This window comes from Variovorax sp. J31P207, assembly GCF_030316965.1.
GTDB lineage: Bacteria > Pseudomonadota > Gammaproteobacteria > Burkholderiales > Burkholderiaceae_C > Variovorax > Variovorax ginsengisoli_B.
This window is the reverse complement of record NZ_JASZYN010000008.1, coordinates 53,068-69,879: the sequence shown is the minus strand read 5'-3', so window position 1 is coordinate 69,879 and position 16,812 is coordinate 53,068. Positions and strand designations below refer to the sequence as shown.

Sequence of the window (16,812 nt, the reverse complement as noted above, 5' to 3'; positions counted from 1 at the left end):
TCCTCAGTCGCGGCCCAGGATGATCCCGCTGGTAGGCACCCCCGAGCCAGCAGTTACCAGGACGTTCTCAATTCCGGAAATCTGGTTGCACGCAGAGCCACGGATCTGTCGCACCGCCTCCGCAATGCCGTTCATGCCGTGGATGTAGGCCTCCCCGAGCTGGCCGCCGTTCGGATTGATCGGCAGCGCCCCCCCACTGGCATGCTGGCCCGATCGCACGAAGTCCTTAGCCTCGCCTCGTCCGCAGAAGCCGAATTCTTCGAGTTGCTCCAGCACATAGGGCGTGAAGTGGTCGTAGAGGATGGCAGACTGGAAGTCGCGCGGCCCCAGTCCGCTCTGGGCATACAACTGCTTGGCGATGAGTCCCATTTCTGGCAGTTGCGCAAGATCCTTGCGGTAGAAGCTGGTCAGCCGGTGTTGGCCCTGCGCACTGGCCTGCGCCGCCGCGCGCACGACCGCCGGCTTGTTGCGCAACCTCCGTGCCCGCTCGAGCGAAGTGATGACGAGGGCCACCGCGCCATCGCTCTCCTGGCAACAGTCCAGAAGGTGCAGCGGCTCGGCAACAAAGCGCGAAGCTTGGTGATCGTCAAGGGTGATCGGCTTCCCATGGAAGAAGGCTTTGGGATTGGTGGCGGCGAAGTCACGGGCAGCAACGGAGACCCGGCCGAAATCCTCGCTGGTCACGCCGTACTTTTCCATGTATACGCGAGCCGCCATGGCCACGAAAGACGCAGGTGTACTCAGTGCAGCCGGCAGGTACCAGGCGTAGTGATTGGCGGCGATGAAGGTCGGGGCCGTCGACGCATTGGCCAGCGGGGTGCCGGCCCCGAAACGGTACCAGGAACGTTCGTTCATGGCACGGTAGCAAAGCACCACGTTTGCGGCACCGCTGGCAATGGCCATCGCCGCCTGCATCACCGGAGCGCACGCACCACCGCCCCCGTAGTCAATGCGCGAGAAGAAGGTCATGTCCCTGCCCCCGATCAGGCGGTGCACGTCCATCTCAGGGTTGTGATCCATCGTGAACGTACACATCCCGTCCACCTCCGCCGGTTCGATGCCGGCGTCGTTCAGCGCCGCCAAGCACGCCTCGACCGCCAGGCGCATCTCGGTACGGCCTGAGTCCTTCGAGAACTCCGTCGCACCGATCCCGGCAACTGCGACCTTGCCGCTCAGGATTTCATTCATCGTGACTCTCTTTCAAAACAGCAACGAGTTCTGCATGCACATGCTCCCCGCGGGAATTGGTGCCGACAGCCTCGACGCTCACGCAACGGGATGCGAGATCAACAGCGGTGACCCGGCCACTAAGGAGCAGCGTGTCGCCCGCGTAGTTGGGAACGCCCAAACGAAGTTTCAGGCTCCGGAGGAACGCACCAGGTCCAGCCCAGGCCAGCACCAGCCGTTCCAGATACGCGGTAGCCGTATGCGTGCTCGTAAAGACAGTCTCGCTGCCCAGTTCTCGGGCGCGCTCCACGTCGTGGTGTACAGGCTGGTAGTCGCGCGTTGCGATGGCAGCAGCCATCACCGAAGTCACATTGAACGGGATGCTCAAGGCAGGCAACTCATCGCCCAACTTCACGTCCGCGAGTCGCACAGATCGATCATTCATGGATGTACTCCGCAAAGCTGTTGTCAGCCAGCGCTCGCCCGATGCGCGCAAGCTGCGCCTCGGCTCCGCCACCGATGTGCGAGAACGCCTGGCTCTTGAGATAGAAGCGGTGAATCGGGTACTGCAGGTCCGCACCCACTCCACCATGAAAGTGCTGGGCTGTGTGCCCGACCATGTGTCCAGCTTGGCTTGCTTGGTGCTTGGACACCCTTGCGGCGGCTTCGGTGGGAAGTCCCTGGTCGATACGCCATGCCAGCTGCAGTTGCGCCGAGCGCAGCAGTTCCACCTGGATGTACGCGTCCGCCGCACGCACGGCCAGAGCTTGGAAGCTGCCAAGCGGACGGCCGAATTGTTGGCGCTCGCTGACGTAGGCAGCCGCTCGGTGCAACGCCTCCTCCAACACGCCCAACTGATATGCCGAGATGCAACAAGCCATGCGGGGTTTCAGCCATTCGAGTGCCGAAGTTCCAAGCTCGGAATCCACCGACACGATAGCGCGAGTGAAATACAGTTCGCATACGGTCTGCATGTCCGTTAGCTTTCCGGTCGTTCGCTTGGGCGCGACGTGTTTCAGGTCCAGCAGGAACAGACGAGTGCCTTGCGGGGTCTGCGCAGGGGCTAGGAGGAATTCATGCCAGGGCTCGAGCAAGATGTTCGACAGTTGGCCTTCCAAGATCCAGCCAAGTTCGCCTGGCTCCGCGATCAAGGCAGTCGTCACATCCAGTTCCGTTGCGAGGGCTGCGGGCCGTTCTCCGGAAAGCAGGGATGGCATGACGCGGTCCCTTAGCACGGACGAGCCTTGGGTAGCCACAGCAAGGGTCACCAAGGCATGCGTAGACATCGGTGCAGCCGCGAGGAACCGCCCCTGCTGTTGAAGGACCAGCCCAAGCTCAAGCATGCCCATGCCGGAGCCGCCACAGGATTCCGGCAGCGCCACCGCGAGCAACCCGGTGTCCACAAGCTTCTGCCACAGCGCCCGGTCAATGGCTTGACCGGCGTCCTGCAGAGAACGGGCATGTTCGTCCGAGCCATGTTCGCGAAACAATGAGGTGGCCAGATCGGAGATGGCCACCTGGTCGTCAGTGAGTTTGAAATCCATGGGTTTAGCTCCCGCTCACCGGCCGAAACCAGGGTAGGCGGTCCTCGCCTTCGACCGGTTCAATGATTGCTTCCATTCGCATGCCGGTTCGAAGCGTCACGGTGTCAGCGCACTTGATAGGTGCAACCAAGCGCGTACCCTCTTCCAACTCGATCAGCCCAACCGGCAACGGGTAGTCGAAGGCCGGATTCTTAGGCTGATGCACCACCACGAACGAGAACAGGCTGCCTCGGCCGGTGGACGCAACGGCATCCCACTCCAGGCTATGACACTCGGTGCACGCAGGCCCCGGCGGATGTCGCAACAAGCCACAAGCTTTGCACCTTTGAATAAGCAGTTGACCGGACTTCAGTCCCTGCCAAAAGAACGCGCTATCTTGGTTGATCGCCGGCTGCGGCGGCGACGGGCGGGTGGATGTTTTCTGTTTCGGCTTAAAGCGCAGGATTCGCAGGCGCATGGCGCCCACCTTTGCACCGGCCTCGTCAAAGAACTCCTGAAGGAATGTGACGAAGTGACCTGGTCCCATGCGAGTCTGCTTTTCCTCGCTGATCGCTTCCACGGAGTGGATGCAGGAGATCCTCTCACCTGGCCGCAATGGGCGCTCGTATTCCTGATCGCAATTTGTCCCAAGGATGCCGATGTAGCCCTCCCGCTCGAGGACCTTCATCACGGCCCGGGGATCAGCCCCATCCGAACCAGATGGTCGCCGGTTGCGCAGACCGGGCATCAACCAAATTGGCAGGAGGGTGGCAGGTGCGATCAAGCCGCCATGAACGCTCTGGGCTGCTTCCTGTTCGTCGGTGAACGGCGGAAAGTCCACGTCGAAAACCTCGCACCATTGGCGAATCATGGCTTCGTTTACGGAATCCCAGGCGTACACGGAGCCGCCACGCCCGCCGACATACCCCTGAAGTTCGGCAGACCAGGATTTCGATTCAAGTTCCGTCATCATATAAAGTTCTCTATCGATCGTTCGATAGACGTATCATACCGAACGAGTGTTCGAGACGCAAGACAGGAGGAACTGCATGAACGTGAAATCTTCAACCGGACCGCTTACAGGCGTGAAGGTGCTCGAGTTGGCAGGTATCGGTCCATCACCGTTCTGCTGCATGCTATTGGCAGACATGGGCGCAGACGTGCTGCGCGTCGACCGCACCGAGCCGGCCGACATAGGCGTTGCGACGGACCCCGCATTTCAGTTGCTCAACCGCGGTCGACGCTCGATTGCTGTGGACCTGAAGAAACCGGAGGGTGTGGCCCTCGTCATGGAGCTGGTTGCCGATTCCGATGTTTTGGTCGAGGGCTTTCGCCCTGGAGTGACTGAGCGACTGGGCCTCGGACCGACGGACTGCCAGGCGGTGAACCCGCGCCTGGTCTACGGACGTATGACGGGCTGGGGCCAGGAAGGCCCCCTGGCGCAGGCAGCCGGACACGACATCAACTACATCGCGCTGACTGGCGCACTCGACGCCATCGGCGAGCGGCATGGCCCTCCGGTGCCCCCCCTGAACCTCGTCGGCGATTTCGGCGGTGGAGCGCTCTATCTAGCTTTCGGAATCCTGTGTGCGCTTCATGAGGCGCGTAGCAGCGGCATGGGACAAGTGGTCGATGGGGCCATCATCGACGGGACGGCGCATCTGCTGACTAGCGTCTTTGCTCGCCTGGCCACCGGCGACTGGGCGCCGCGGCGCGGCGAAAACCTCCTGGACGGCAGCCGGCCCTGGTATGGCGTGTACGAGACCAGCGACGGCCTGTTTGTGACCGTGGGTGCGATCGAGAACCGCTTTTATCGCGAACTCCTCGAGCGAACCGGACTTGCAGGAGATCCGGCGCTCCGCGACCGGGACGACCCCGCCATGTATCCCGTCCTGCGGGCCCGCCTCGCCGCTGTCTTTCGCACGCGCACTAGGGCTGAGTGGGAGGAAGCGATGAAAGGCACCAATGCCTGTTTCGCTCCCGTGATGGGCGCCCACGAGGCAGCGTCGCACGACCACATGAAAGCGAGGGGGGTGCTGGTGGAAGCCCACGGCGTGCTCCAACCGGCGCCTGCGCCTCGCTTCAGCCGCAGCACCCCCTCCATCCGGCGCCCGCCGCCGCTGCCCGGCCAGCACACCCGCGAAATCCTTCAGGAGCAGGGTCATGATCACCAGCGGATCGAGCAATGGTTCATGCGCGGTGTGGTCGCTTGATCGGCCTTCAAGGACAATACACGCATGGAACGAGATGTAACAAAGCGGAAGCACGCACCAGACGCACCTGCAAGGACACCAGAGGTGGAGGATGCCGAGCGACCTTCAAATGCTCGTGAGGTCATCCTCCGTGAAGCCGCCATTCTCTTCTCGACGAAGGGCTACGCCGAGTCCGGCCTGCGCGAGATTGCGGAAATGGCCGGAATCCGGTCCTCGACGGTCTACTACTACTTCGCATCCAAGGATCGCATCTACGAAGAAATCATTCGTCTCGCGATCGACGCGACCATTGAGTCAGTCATGGCGCAGTTGGCCGCACTGCCCAGGCACGCCACACCGCGCATGCGGATCGAGGCTGCTATTGCCGGCCACCTGCTGGCACTGCACGCGAACAAGCCATTCACATCGACGAACGCGCAGTCTCGCATGACGCTGCCAGAAGAAGTAAACGCGGTCATCCAACCAATGCGCGAGCGTTACAGCGCTTTTTGGCGCGATTTGCTAGACGCTGCCGCTGCGGCAGGATGCCTGCAAGCTGGGCTTGAACCCCGCATGCTCCGCCCCCTCATTCTCGGGACCCTTAACAGGACAGTGGGCTGGTTCGATTCGAATACCAGCCCTATCGAGAAACTGGTACGCACAACCGTCATTACATTTTCAGGCATTTGGTGTCAGGGGACGGAAGGCGCTCCCGACAACTCCTGCAGAGCCGAGAAGGCAACGAAGGCTACCAAGCGAAGATCTGCATGACGGATGTTGCCTTTCGAAATGGCAGGCTCACGTAGGGATGGCGTACGCCGCATTCAGCTATCACGCTTCACTCCGGCTTTAGTCAGCAACACCTCCAAGGCGACGTCGTCGACCTCTGGATCACCTTCAGGCCCTCAGGTGTGACATCCGTCACGGCCAAGTCGGTATTGATCCGGTGCACCGCGCCCACGCCGATCGGCGGCAGCATGCACTGCTCCAGGACCTTGGGATCTTCCGTCTCTTCCCACAGGCTTGGGCAATAAGGCATCGTCAAATCGCTTGGCGAAACTCACCTGCCGCGACCGACGAGCCATTCGCGTGCTGGCGATGAAGTCCGATTGACGGTTGAAGCACTCACAGACTGAGCACAAACCAATCACGACTCTCAGACTTTGCGAAGCATGCGCCGGCTGGCCATTCTTGCCGCAAGGTTGACCCGCCGTCTCGTCGCGATTTAGCAACGCAGGAATTAGTCTGCCAGTCGATGCTGAATGATTCTTGCATGCCCTTGAATGATCGCATCCCCCTCCTGCAAGCGCTCCGATGAAATAACTGCAACTTCCCAGAAAGGGAAGTGGCCGGGGGCCGGTGGAGGCAGAACAGTGCAGTTGCACTGCGCCATCCGCACCGGAGCCCCATGTTTAACCCATGGAGAATCTTGCAGTGAAACAATCTCTCGTCGCTTTGGCCGCATTGGCCGTTGCTGGAGTCGCGTCAGCTCAGTCGTCCGTCACCCTGTTCGGCGTGATGGATGCAGGAGTCACCAACTTTTCGAACAAATCTGACAATGCGTTGGGCAACAGTGCGACGGTCAACAAGATCATTCTTCAAAACTCTGCCTACAACTCAAGTCGTCTCGGATTTCGCGGTACCGAAGATCTTGGCGGTGGCCTGGCGGCAAGCTTCTGGCTGGAAACAGCCATAGGGAACGATGATGGAACCGCCGGTGCTGGCTTCAACAACCCCACTGCTATCAACAATCAGTTCTTCAACCGCCGTTCGACGCTGAGTCTATCGGGCGTGTTCGGCGAACTCCGCCTGGGCCGTGACTATGTCCCTTCGTTCTGGAACGACTGCGTGTTCGACCCGTTCGGCTGCAACGGTGTCGGCACCAACCTAATCTTCTCGGCGAGCGGCTTCACGACGCAAGGCGCCACCACCAACGGCTTCGGCGCGAATCCTCAACAGGTACGTGCCAGCAATTCGATCGGCTACCTCCTTCCGCCGAACCTGGGTGGCTTCTTCGGACAATTCATGTACGCCATGAACGAACAGACCAGCTACGATCCAGGCAATCTGACCCCCCCCACGGCCAGCGCCATCGTTGCCAACCCGACACTCGCAAACAGCGGCAACAACGCTCGTGTAGGCCGCTACCTCGGTGGTCGTATCGGATACACCACTGGGCCGCTCGATGTCGCCTTCGGAGCCGCGTCAAGCACCATCGCGTCCAACTATTTTCTCGGCACCACAACAACTCTGGACATCTGGAACATCGGCGCTTCGTACGACTTTGGAATCGTGAAGCTCTTCACTGAATACTCGAACAACAAGCTAAAGGTTGACAGTTCGAACCCCTTGGTCAATCCATTCGGCTTTGCGGAACCGGGTGCCAACGGTTGGCTGCTTGGTGCGACTGTGCCCGTCGGACCCGGACTTTTTCGCTTTCTCTACTCAGCCGTCAAGTACAACAACGTCACCCCTTTGAATCAGGTATTTGGAGTGGCCGACGCGCCCAAGGCTGACAAGTGGTCGTTCGGCTATGTTCACAACCTTTCGAAACGAACCGCCCTGTACGCGACTGTCGCCCGCGTGAACAACAAGAACGGTGCCGACCTCACGGTAGGGGGACCGAACTACGTTCGCACGTTCGGACCCGCACCCTTGACCCCATCAAGTTCTACGGGATATGACTTTGGCATTCGCCACGTCTTTTGAGTTGATAGCCAATCGAATCTTCGAATGCTGATGGAAACTGCCTGGTGCCCAGAATCGGGCAGTTCTCCCTCGATGTCGCCAAACGACCTTCACCACATGTTGCGGCCGCAGGCCGCCTCCCATCGCGCTTTGCCCTGATCGGTCAAGTGCATGGAGAACTGGATGAGCTCGACCGAGCTGCGTAGCGGCAGTGACTTCATTGAATCAATCCAAGTCGCAAAATCAAGTCGACCTTCCGTAGAAATGCTCGATCTCAATGATCTGCGTGTTTTCGCCTACGTCGCCGCGCTCACGAACTTCTCGCTTGCGGCAAACGCATTGGGAATGCACAAATCCAGCGTAAGCAGAAGCATCGCCAGACTCGAGATGGCATTTGGTGCTCCCCTGATCCAGCGAACCACTCGCAAGGTACTACTCACTCGACCCGGAATAGCGTTGAACGAGCGTTGCGTAGAATTGCTCGCAAATGTAAGCGACACAATCGGCTACGTCCACAGCTTCAAGGCAGCGCCATTCGGGGAATACGGGGCGTAGCCCGTGCTGCATCCAGTGGCGCTCGATTCGAAGTCTGCGCCTGACGTCGGTTACCCTGCCGGAACGCCAACGCGTACATTCTGCCGCATCGTTCTGGGGGTTATTTCGTGCCATCGCTTGAATGCGCGACTGAAGTTCGCCGGTTTGGCATAGCCGAGTTGCGAAGCAATAGCTTCGATCGGCATTTCGGTATGCCGAAGATACCAATCGGCCTGAGTCATACGCACTTCGTCTTTTATCTCCGAATAGGTAAGTCCGACCTCCGCCAACCTGTTGACCAGAGTTCGCGCGGAGACGCCGAGTTCAGAAGCCATATCGCTCGTGCCAGGATCTGTCGTAAGCTGTTCGAAGAGCGCGCGCCGCACGCGTTTCTCAAAATCACCATGTCCCAGTTCCGACTCCATTCGGAGACACGCCTGCGAAGCGGAAAAAAACTCGCTGGCATTGCCAGACGCACAAGGCTCATCCAGTAGCCCCACCGGCAATTGGAATGTCAGATGTTCTTGCCCAAACTCCACCCGTCGCACGTAGCGGTTGCACGGCACATCGCTACCAGATGGGCGAGAGTATGGCAAACCCACGACGAGTTCCTCGACAGAACGCCCCATGATCGCTTCCAGAAGGCGGCAGTACGCTCCAACGATGAACTGAATGACGAAGATGTGGATCTCGTATAGAGGTCGCATCGGCTTGACCTCGACGATGCTCCACTGAACACCGATGTGCATGCGAAAGTCAATGCTACCGAATATGAGTTTGGCGTGCCGACATACAAACTGGAGGCTCTGCCCCAGATTCTTGCTCGTCACTGCCCCTATTCCCATCGGACTGTGGTACGGCTGGAACATTGATCCTGCCAATAGTCCCAATGCCGATTCCCCGCTGAAGTGAACAGCCTGGGCAACGAATCGACAGAACACCGAAAAATCGGCGCGCCGCCCGTCGCAAAGATCCTGCCAGCCCAGTCCTGCGCTTGCGAGCACCATCGACGATGGGATGCCTCGACTGTTCAGGAAATCCAAGACGCAGCGCGCGTAGATCGGATGGGCAAACGGAACTACGAGTTCACCTTTCGTGGTCATGGCACAACGATCCGCATCATTGAGATCTGTGGGGGAGCGCACAGTCATTGAGTTTCATTGATCGCTTCCCATGGGACAGTGCTCAGCGTGCGATGGCGAACACCGGCACAGCCGCAGCCATGCGACTCAAGCTGATGGGTTCATGTACACGCGGCGATTGCGGAACTCCACCATCCGAATCGATGTCCCCGCCGTCGAAGTCGGCCTCGAAGACCAGCCGGCTCTCGCGCCTTGGATCAATCGCCCCATCGGTACACCTTTGCATCGCTAGTCCTCGGTTGAAATTGGCGTCGGAGACAGAAGTCGACGTCCTCCGGCATACGCTAGTGATGCGTCCGTTCGCGTGTCTCCTAGTCCCGCCTTGCCGCATGAGATTTGGCCATGCAGACCTGCGATCTACAACGAACAAGTTCCGATGGGAAAGCATAAGAAACTTTGATGCATGGCGCAGGACCATATGCATCGCCCGGGTTTGGACCTCAGTCACGATGCACACCCGAAAAGCGGCTCTGTTTTCCATGCATAGCGATCGCTCACGATGCACACGGACGGCAGCTGCCGCCGAAGACAAGACGGGGTACGAGAACAGCGAACGGCCGAATTTCCAGGTACTAGACGCCCCTCTGTGGGAGGCTCATAGGACATGGCGTCCAGCCTCCTTAGCTAGCAGTTCTGAAGTGGTCTTCCAGCGTACTCTCGACCCCATCCGGGAGGCCCCGCCGCACTGAAGATGGCGATTTTCTCGCGTGGCCGGACCTGTGTCAGGTGCCGAACTCCACGTTCTGCGCGCATTCACCGCGCCCGCAAGTCACTTGTAGGTACCCATCTTCTTCGCGAGAGCCCCGGCCTTTTCATACTCGGACCGAAGGTCACGGCCGAACTGCTCGTTACTCACGTTGATCCGCTGCGCTCCCAATGCGGTCATGCGTGTGCGCACATCCGGCGATTCCATCGCCATGTTGATCAGCTTCTCCAGCGTGCTCACCACATGCGCAGGCGTTCTTGCGGGAGCTACGAAGCCGTACCAAACCGGCGTTGGTGAATATCCGGGGACCTTCACCTCCTCGGTGATGGCCGGCACGTTCGGCAGGAGTTCGGAACGACGGCTGTCCAGGACAGCCAAGGCAGTTGCGCGCCCGTTCTGGAGGTGCTGTGACACGAGCGGTATGACGACAGGAAAGACAGGCAAGATCCCGCCAATGAGGTCCGTCATCGCCTGCGAGGTACTCTTGTAGGGGATCTCTATGACTTCGATGCCCACCGCCTGCTTGAAGATCTCCATCTCCTGCTGACTGATCGTGCCCGGCCCGGAGGAGCCGTAGCTCAACTTTCCAGGGTTTGCCCTTGCATACGCGATGAAGTCCTTGACCGAATTGATTCCGAGAGCCGGCGAGACTGCGAGCACCAGCGGGATGACTCCAACTTTGGCGACGGGGACTAAGTCCCTGATGGGATCGTACGGGGGTTGGGTGCTCTGACTAGGAAGGATGGCCGTGGGATTGGCGGCCATGAGGAGGGTGTAACCATCGGCGGGCGCCTTCACGAGGGCCATTGTTCCGATGAGGCTTCCGCCACCCTCTCGGTTCTCGACGATGATGGCCTTGCCAGTCCTTTCGGAGATCACTTGGGCGACAGTGCGAGCGATGGCGTCACTGCCCGTTCCGGCCGAATAGGGCACCAGAATCTTGATCGGCCTGGAGGGGAAGTCAGCCTCACCCTCGGCGCGCGCAGGTAGGCCAGAGGCAGACAGGACGCATACCGCGACTGCCAAGACGGCCAGTTGACGGCGAGCCACAATGGAAGGATCCGGAGTTCCCACGTTTGGGGCTTGAAACTTCATCGTTGTCTCCTAGGTGTGTTGGCTTGGCAATGCTCAAAGGGACGCGCTCAGTCCACTCGCGAAATGTTCAGCATCCGGCTCGGGCCAACGCTGGAGCGCCAAGCCCACCTGCTCAATGCTGCATGCAGTCAGCCGACCAGACCGGCTTTCCGCGCGAGTTCAAGCTGCGTGGGACTCAGCCAGTTCCCCAGGATTTGCTCCCGCTGGCTGGCGTCCCAGGGTTGGTAGGCCTTGGGCAGTACAGGGGGAGTGCGGCTGAACCGTGGAGCGGGTGCAGGCTGAGTCACGCCATCGATATTCACGTAGGTGCCTCGCTCAACCAGGTGAGCATGCGCAGGGGCTTCGTCAAGCGTCAGAACCGGCGCGAAGCAGGCTTCAACCCCGTTGAATGCTCTGCTCCATTCATCGCGCGTACGGCCCCGGACGACTTCCGCGATTTGCGCCTTGGCGCAAGGCCACTTTTCCCTGTTCCACTGATCGGCCAGCAAGGCATCCAGCCGCAAAATTCGCAGCGCCTCGGCGTAGAATTTCTTTTCCACGGCTGCGATGGAAATCCACCTCTCGTCGGAACATTGGTACACGTCGTAGAAGGGCGCTCCCGAGTCGGTAACGTTCGTCCCGCGCTCGTTGCTCATCATGCCAGCGGCAAACGTTCCGTGAGGCTGCGTCATCAGCGAAGCGACGCCATCCACCATCGCTGCGTCAACGATCTGGCCCTTACCCGAGGAAGATCTTTCGAACAGTGCGGCCAGTATGCCCATCATGAGATAGAGCGTTCCGCCGCCGAAGTCGCCGACCAGATTGATCGGAATTGCAGGTGCCTGCCCCGCCCGCCCGATCGCGTGTAACGCGCCAGCAAGCGCGATGTAGTTCAGATCGTGGCCGACGGCCTGGGCAAGCGGTCCGTCTTGTCCCCACCCGGTGATACGGCCGTAAATGAGTCGGGGATTGCGCTCAAGGCATACGTCCGGGCCCAACCCGAGACGCTCTGTCACACCAGGCCGGAACCCCTCCATCAACACATCGGCTCCATCAACCATGTCCAGAACGAGGTGGACAGCACGCGGATCCTTGAGGTCCAGAGGCACCGAACGGCGGTTTCGCAACAACAAGTCATATTTCTGCGGCCGTGGTACTCCAAGTGAGGCGGGCTCCGTGCGCTCCACCCTCAAGACTGTCGCGCCCAGGTCTGCCAACAGCATGGCGGCCATTGGGCCAGGTCCAATGCCTGCCAGCTCGATCACCTTCAGCCCATTTAGCGGTCCCACGTCAGGCGCTCCTTATCAAGACTTCCGTACACCCGAATCGGCTGCCCCTTTTGTGAGCCGCAGCGCAGAACACCCGTTACAAAGATCGGCAAGTAGCCCGATCACTGTTGTGTCCATTGACCTTGCCGGGAACCACAAGGGCATCGTCCAGGCGCCGAGGACCTCCACCGCGTCGTGTGGCACCCCAGCCGACCAAACGCGGATCGGTCATGCTCGCCCTAGAAGGGGGCAAACTCCTTGCCGACGAGGTCGCGGGCAATGATGCCCAAGTGCACCTCGCGCGGGCCGTCCGCCGACTCCATGCCCAGACAGTCGCGCAGCCGCTGCTCATGCGGCAGGTCCTTGGCCCAGCCGTAATGGCCATTCAGGCGCATGCACGTGTATAGAACTTCGTTGGCGACCTTGACGCCAAACCACTTCGCCATCGACGACTCCGTATCGTGGCGCAGGCCCTTGTCCTTCTGCGACAGGGCCTTGAAGCAGAGCATGCGCGCAGCCTCAAGGTTCGTCGCGCAGATCGCCAGTTCTTGGGCAACACCTTGCCACTTGGTGGCCGAACGGCCCATGATCTGGCGCTGCTTCAGGTATTCCGTCGTCTCTTCGAGCGACTTCTGTGCGGCCCCGATACAGGCGAGCGGCACGAAGTTGCGGTTGTAGCCGATGATGGTCATCGCCCAGATGAAACCTTCGTTCTCCCTACCGATCATGTTCCGCGCGGGGATGCGCACGTTGTCGAAGAAAAAGCTGCCACCACGGTCCAGCTTCTGGCCCATACGCTCGAAGTTCATAGCCTTCACGCCAGGCGTTTCGGTAGGAACCAGGAAGAAGGACAACCCGCGGGGGCCCGGCCCTCCGGTGCGAGCGGAGACGAATACCACCTTGGACACGCCGGTGAAGGTAATACTGGTCTTCTCACCGTTAAGAACCCAGTGATCACCGTCCCGCACGGCCTTCGTCACGATGTTGCCAGCATCCGCGCCGCCGCGCGGTTCCGTGAAGGCCAGCGACATCATCTCGCCTTTCGCGATGCGCGGGATCCACTCTTCCTGAAGGTCAGGATGCATGGCGTGTGCCATTTCACCAAGATGGATCGCGTTAGAAATGATGTAGCGGATCTGGTGGTCGCAACGACCAATCTCCTCGCACACGATGCCGCAATCGACGAAGGAGTAACCCTCCCCACCAAACTTCTCGGGAAGGCGCAAGCGCAGCAGACCCATATCCACGATCTTCTGAACGAATTCCGGAGTGAGAAACTCACCACTGCGGTCCCAATGCTGGTACTTGGGCAACAGCTCCTTCTCGGCAAAGGCGCGCACCGAGTCGCGGATCATGATCTGGTTGTCGCTCAGGCTGAAGTTCATCGCAGTTCGTCCTTTTGTTTCGTCGCAGGTTGTCCGGGGATATGGAACCAAGGTCCATGGATAGGTTGCTTCCACGGTGAATACGCCTCGCCCTCGTAGGCAGCAGAGCCGAGCTTGAAATGTCTGGCGGCGTTGAGACTCTCGATAGCGGGGAGATTGGGGTCATACAGGTGCGGCTCAGAAGGGCGCGGCCCTGCCTTCGAGACGTGGCCGAACGTTGGGTGACCAAGCACCCGATCCAACATCCAGACGCACTCAATGATCTTGTCGAGATCCACGCCTGTCTCGATGCCCATGCCATGCAGCATGTGCAACAGATCTTCCGTGGGCACCATGCCCGACGCAATTCCATTGCCGCAGTACTGCCCCCCACCAACGCCGCCCAGCGTGCCTTCGACCAGCACAGTATGGGACGCATCGAGCGCCCTCAGTGCCGTGTATAGACATGGCAACGCCATTCCACGCGCGTCATGCATGTGCAAATGAAAATTCTTTACCTCCGGCCAACGACGCTTGATCTCACGGAGATCAGCCTCCATTTCGTGAGGCAGGCAGAAGCTCTGGGAGTCGTGCAGTCCGATCTCAAACACTTCCATCCCTGCGGCACGCAGCGCGTCAATCTGCTGCGCGAGGGACCACAGGCGATAGTCCTGCGAGAACTTGCCGAGGAAGTTGGAACCCCAGGCGGAAGCGATACCCGCGCGCGCGCGCTTCACACCCCGTCTACGCGCGTCTTCGATCAGCTTCGGCCACCCCTGCATGGACTCCTCGATGGAGCGATTCACGTTGCGGCGCTGATGGACATCGCATATGTCTTGAAAGAGCGTGCAGACCTCATCCTCTAGGGCCAGAGGCGGCGAGAACTTCTCAGCCAGGCTGCGTGCCTTCTGGTTGTGGATAAAGGTGACGTAGTCCACCCCGGGGCGCGGACGGAACGACGTCAACAGCTCCTCGAAGCACTCCATTTGCGGCACAAACCGCGGGCTGACGAATGCCCCGACGGCTATGCGCTTAAGTCCTGTCTCAGACAGCGCCTCAAGCAGCTCGATGCGGGCAGAGAGCGGGATGCGCGCGTCAGCGATGCCGAATCCTTCGCGCATCACTTCTTCGCTATAGATGACGCTGGGCCAGTTCACGTTCGTCTCCGTTCTAGGTCACTTCTAATTGTCTACCTATTATGGCGGAGCTTTCCAAATAGTCAACCAATTAGGATCTGGAATTCTGCGTCGCCACATGTGTCTCGCAAGACGACGGCGTCAGTAGAGAATGACGCCGCGGCTGCGTAGTTCGGCCAACTGACATTCGTCCAACGATAGCTCTTCCTGCAGCACTTCACGGGTGGACTCGCCGAGGCGCTCCCCGGCCCACCGCACGGTCGGCCCGAATTGCGTCATCCGTGGGACGGGTGCCGGCATACAGAGATCGCCTCGGTCGTGGTCCGGCACTTCGACGAAGTTTCCACGCGCGGCGACCTGCGGATGAGCCATAAGGTCAGCGATGCTGTTGATCTTGACGGCAGGCACGTCTGCTGCCTGTAAGGCAGCGATAGCTTCGTCGGTGGTGCGAATAGAAAGCCATTCGTTGATCGCGGCATCGAGCACGGGGCGGTGCGCGACGCGGTCCCGGTTGTGCCGAAACGCGTCGGCCGTCGCCACGTCGGGCCGGCCGACGGCGGTCAAAAGCCGCTCGAAGACGCGATCGCCGGTGCCGCTGATGAAGATCCAGTCACCGCTGCCAGTGCGATAGGCCCCACCAGGCGCGACGTAGTCAGGCATGTTGCCCGTGCGCTCAGTGACGCGCCCCTGGTGGCGCCAACGCTGTGGCATGTCCTTTAGGAAGGGGATGATGGACTCATACAGGGCGAGATCGATCTCGTTGCCGTTTGAAGCGCCATGCCCGTTCCTTCCCAGCAACGCGACGACGATCCCGAATGCAGCCCAGAGGCCTGCGGTAAAGTCGCACACGGGCAGACCGCACTGCTGCGGAGGCATATCCGGTTCGCCGGTAACGTGAACAAGGCCGGCAAACGCTTGCGCATTCCGATCGAATCCCGGCATGTCGCGCCAGGGCCCATCTTGGCCGTAGCCACTAATGCGAGCAACGATCAAATCGGGCCGTCTCTCCTTCATCCACTCCAGGGTGATGCCCCATCGATCAAGTGTTCCTGGCCGGAAATTCTCCACGAGCACGTCGGCCTTCTCCAGCAACCGGCCAAGGATCTGGCGACCTTCCGAAGTGCGAACATCCAGCGCGACGGACCGCTTGTTACGCCCCATCGCAGACCACCAATAACTGCTGTCTCCGCCTGCCGGGTAGGCGCCAAGGGTACGCATCGGGTCACCGCCTTCCGGCAACTCAAGCTTGATGACATTGGCGCCGAAGTCAGCTAGCAGTGTCGCTGCGAATGGACCAGAGATAAACGTTCCGATCTCAATGACGCGCACGCCCTCAAGAGCGAGGAGGCGGGATTCACCATCGTTGGCGCAAGTAGACATACTCGTGAAGCGTTGTTAAATGTCTAACCATTTAATCAGATTGGCACCCGCCGGTAAACCTTCGCGGCTCAGCGTCACGGCGGCCCCATGAGCGCGCTTCCGAAAAGCTACATCAACCTGTACGCGGTGCTCGAACGTACGGGGAAGGGGTTGCTGGCAAACCCTGGCAAGCATTCAGCGAACTGCTTCGCCTGATCGTCGCCAGCCGCTCCGCGACGTCCGATGCGCGTGCAGCCTAGACACGAGAGTGGGCGACAGCACACCTCATTGTGGTTTCAATAGGCGGCTGCCCCGTCGGTCCGAAGTCTTGGGCACACGGCAATTAGGGCGGCCCGCATCGGGCGCTGCCCGTCGATCGCGCCTCCCATCTACATGAGTCCTCAAGGCTTTTCGCGTCGAAACGAGCCGATCTCCAAACCAGACGCTGACTTTTGTCGGAACAGCAATGACTCTCTTCCTAGCTCAGAGTGGACGAAGATGGAAGGATCACCCACTATTCGAGCGTTGGAACGATCAGGCAATGGCGAACTGCTGCAAAGCAGCACTTCAGCGAAAGATCGGCTTAGCTCAAGATCTTCCAGATCTGACTCATCCCATTCCCCTCTTTCAAGTCGCGAGATCGCGAGGCAGCAGCGCAA

Annotated in this window: 14 protein-coding genes; 4 read left to right on the top strand and 10 right to left on the bottom strand. The window is 60.0% G+C overall.

What is annotated here, in order from left to right:
- Positions 1 to 3: 3 nt before the first annotated feature.
- Genes QTI68_RS25755 through QTI68_RS25740 form a run of 4 tightly spaced genes read right to left on the bottom strand, consistent with a single transcriptional unit; the run spans position 4 to position 3,663 of the window.
- Entirely contained in the window at positions 4 to 1,188 is a 1,185-nt protein-coding gene (locus tag QTI68_RS25755; RefSeq protein WP_286525699.1) for a lipid-transfer protein, read from the bottom strand.
- Complete coding sequence (locus QTI68_RS25750; protein WP_286525698.1) at positions 1,181 to 1,612, bottom strand: hotdog family protein; 432 nt, start codon at positions 1,610 to 1,612, stop codon at positions 1,181 to 1,183. Before QTI68_RS25750 ends, QTI68_RS25755 begins: the two co-directional genes overlap by 8 nt.
- Positions 1,605 to 2,711: an acyl-CoA dehydrogenase family protein gene (locus QTI68_RS25745; protein ID WP_286525696.1), complete on the bottom strand. Its 1,107-nt coding sequence runs from the start codon at positions 2,709 to 2,711 to the stop codon at positions 1,605 to 1,607. Before QTI68_RS25745 ends, QTI68_RS25750 begins: the two co-directional genes overlap by 8 nt.
- A 4-nt stretch (positions 2,712 to 2,715) precedes the next feature.
- Positions 2,716 to 3,663: a bifunctional MaoC family dehydratase N-terminal/OB-fold nucleic acid binding domain-containing protein gene (locus QTI68_RS25740; RefSeq protein ID WP_286525695.1), complete on the bottom strand. Its 948-nt coding sequence runs from the start codon at positions 3,661 to 3,663 to the stop codon at positions 2,716 to 2,718.
- 76 nt (positions 3,664 to 3,739) lie between these two features.
- On the opposite strand from QTI68_RS25740, the gene QTI68_RS25735 reads away from it, so the two are divergent.
- The 4 genes from QTI68_RS25735 to QTI68_RS25720 all read left to right on the top strand — a co-directional run bounded on the left by QTI68_RS25735 (position 3,740) and on the right by QTI68_RS25720 (position 8,125).
- Complete coding sequence (locus QTI68_RS25735) at positions 3,740 to 4,903, top strand: CaiB/BaiF CoA transferase family protein (RefSeq protein WP_286525694.1); 1,164 nt, start codon at positions 3,740 to 3,742, stop codon at positions 4,901 to 4,903.
- A gap of 24 nt (positions 4,904 to 4,927) precedes the next feature.
- Positions 4,928 to 5,653 (top strand): TetR/AcrR family transcriptional regulator, encoded by a 726-nt coding sequence (locus QTI68_RS25730; RefSeq protein ID WP_286525692.1) that lies wholly within the window; start codon positions 4,928 to 4,930, stop codon positions 5,651 to 5,653.
- A 663-nt stretch (positions 5,654 to 6,316) separates the two neighbouring features.
- A complete protein-coding gene (locus QTI68_RS25725; protein ID WP_286525689.1) occupies positions 6,317 to 7,591 on the top strand; it encodes a porin in 1,275 nt (424 codons plus the stop codon).
- A 162-nt stretch (positions 7,592 to 7,753) separates the two neighbouring features.
- The gene (locus QTI68_RS25720) at positions 7,754 to 8,125 is read left to right on the top strand and encodes a LysR family transcriptional regulator (protein WP_286525687.1); all 372 of its coding nucleotides are present in this window, start codon (positions 7,754 to 7,756) and stop codon (positions 8,123 to 8,125) included.
- Positions 8,126 to 8,175: 50 nt separating this feature from the next.
- Here the strand turns inward: QTI68_RS25720 and QTI68_RS25715 are convergent, their stop codons facing one another.
- From QTI68_RS25715 to QTI68_RS25690, 6 genes are all read right to left on the bottom strand, one after another.
- Positions 8,176 to 9,207, bottom strand: coding sequence for a helix-turn-helix domain-containing protein (locus QTI68_RS25715; RefSeq protein WP_286525685.1), 1,032 nt, complete (start codon positions 9,205 to 9,207; stop codon positions 8,176 to 8,178).
- Positions 9,208 to 10,015: 808 nt separating this feature from the next.
- Positions 10,016 to 11,047 carry a Bug family tripartite tricarboxylate transporter substrate binding protein gene (locus QTI68_RS25710; protein ID WP_286525683.1) on the bottom strand — a complete coding sequence of 344 codons (1,032 nt, stop codon included), beginning with the start codon at positions 11,045 to 11,047 and terminating at the stop codon, positions 10,016 to 10,018.
- Between the two features lie 128 nt (positions 11,048 to 11,175).
- Positions 11,176 to 12,315: a CaiB/BaiF CoA transferase family protein gene (locus QTI68_RS25705; protein WP_286525681.1), complete on the bottom strand. Its 1,140-nt coding sequence runs from the start codon at positions 12,313 to 12,315 to the stop codon at positions 11,176 to 11,178.
- Between the two features lie 218 nt (positions 12,316 to 12,533).
- On the bottom strand, positions 12,534 to 13,679 hold the full coding sequence (locus QTI68_RS25700) for an acyl-CoA dehydrogenase family protein (RefSeq protein WP_286525680.1): 1,146 nt from the start codon (positions 13,677 to 13,679) through the stop codon (positions 12,534 to 12,536).
- Positions 13,676 to 14,815, bottom strand: a complete 1,140-nt coding sequence (locus QTI68_RS25695; RefSeq protein ID WP_286525679.1) for a hydroxymethylglutaryl-CoA lyase-like TIM-barrel protein — start codon at positions 14,813 to 14,815, stop codon at positions 13,676 to 13,678. Before QTI68_RS25695 ends, QTI68_RS25700 begins: the two co-directional genes overlap by 4 nt.
- A gap of 120 nt (positions 14,816 to 14,935) precedes the next feature.
- Positions 14,936 to 16,174 (bottom strand): CaiB/BaiF CoA transferase family protein, encoded by a 1,239-nt coding sequence (locus QTI68_RS25690; RefSeq protein ID WP_286525678.1) that lies wholly within the window; start codon positions 16,172 to 16,174, stop codon positions 14,936 to 14,938.
- Positions 16,175 to 16,812: the final 638 nt, after the last annotated feature.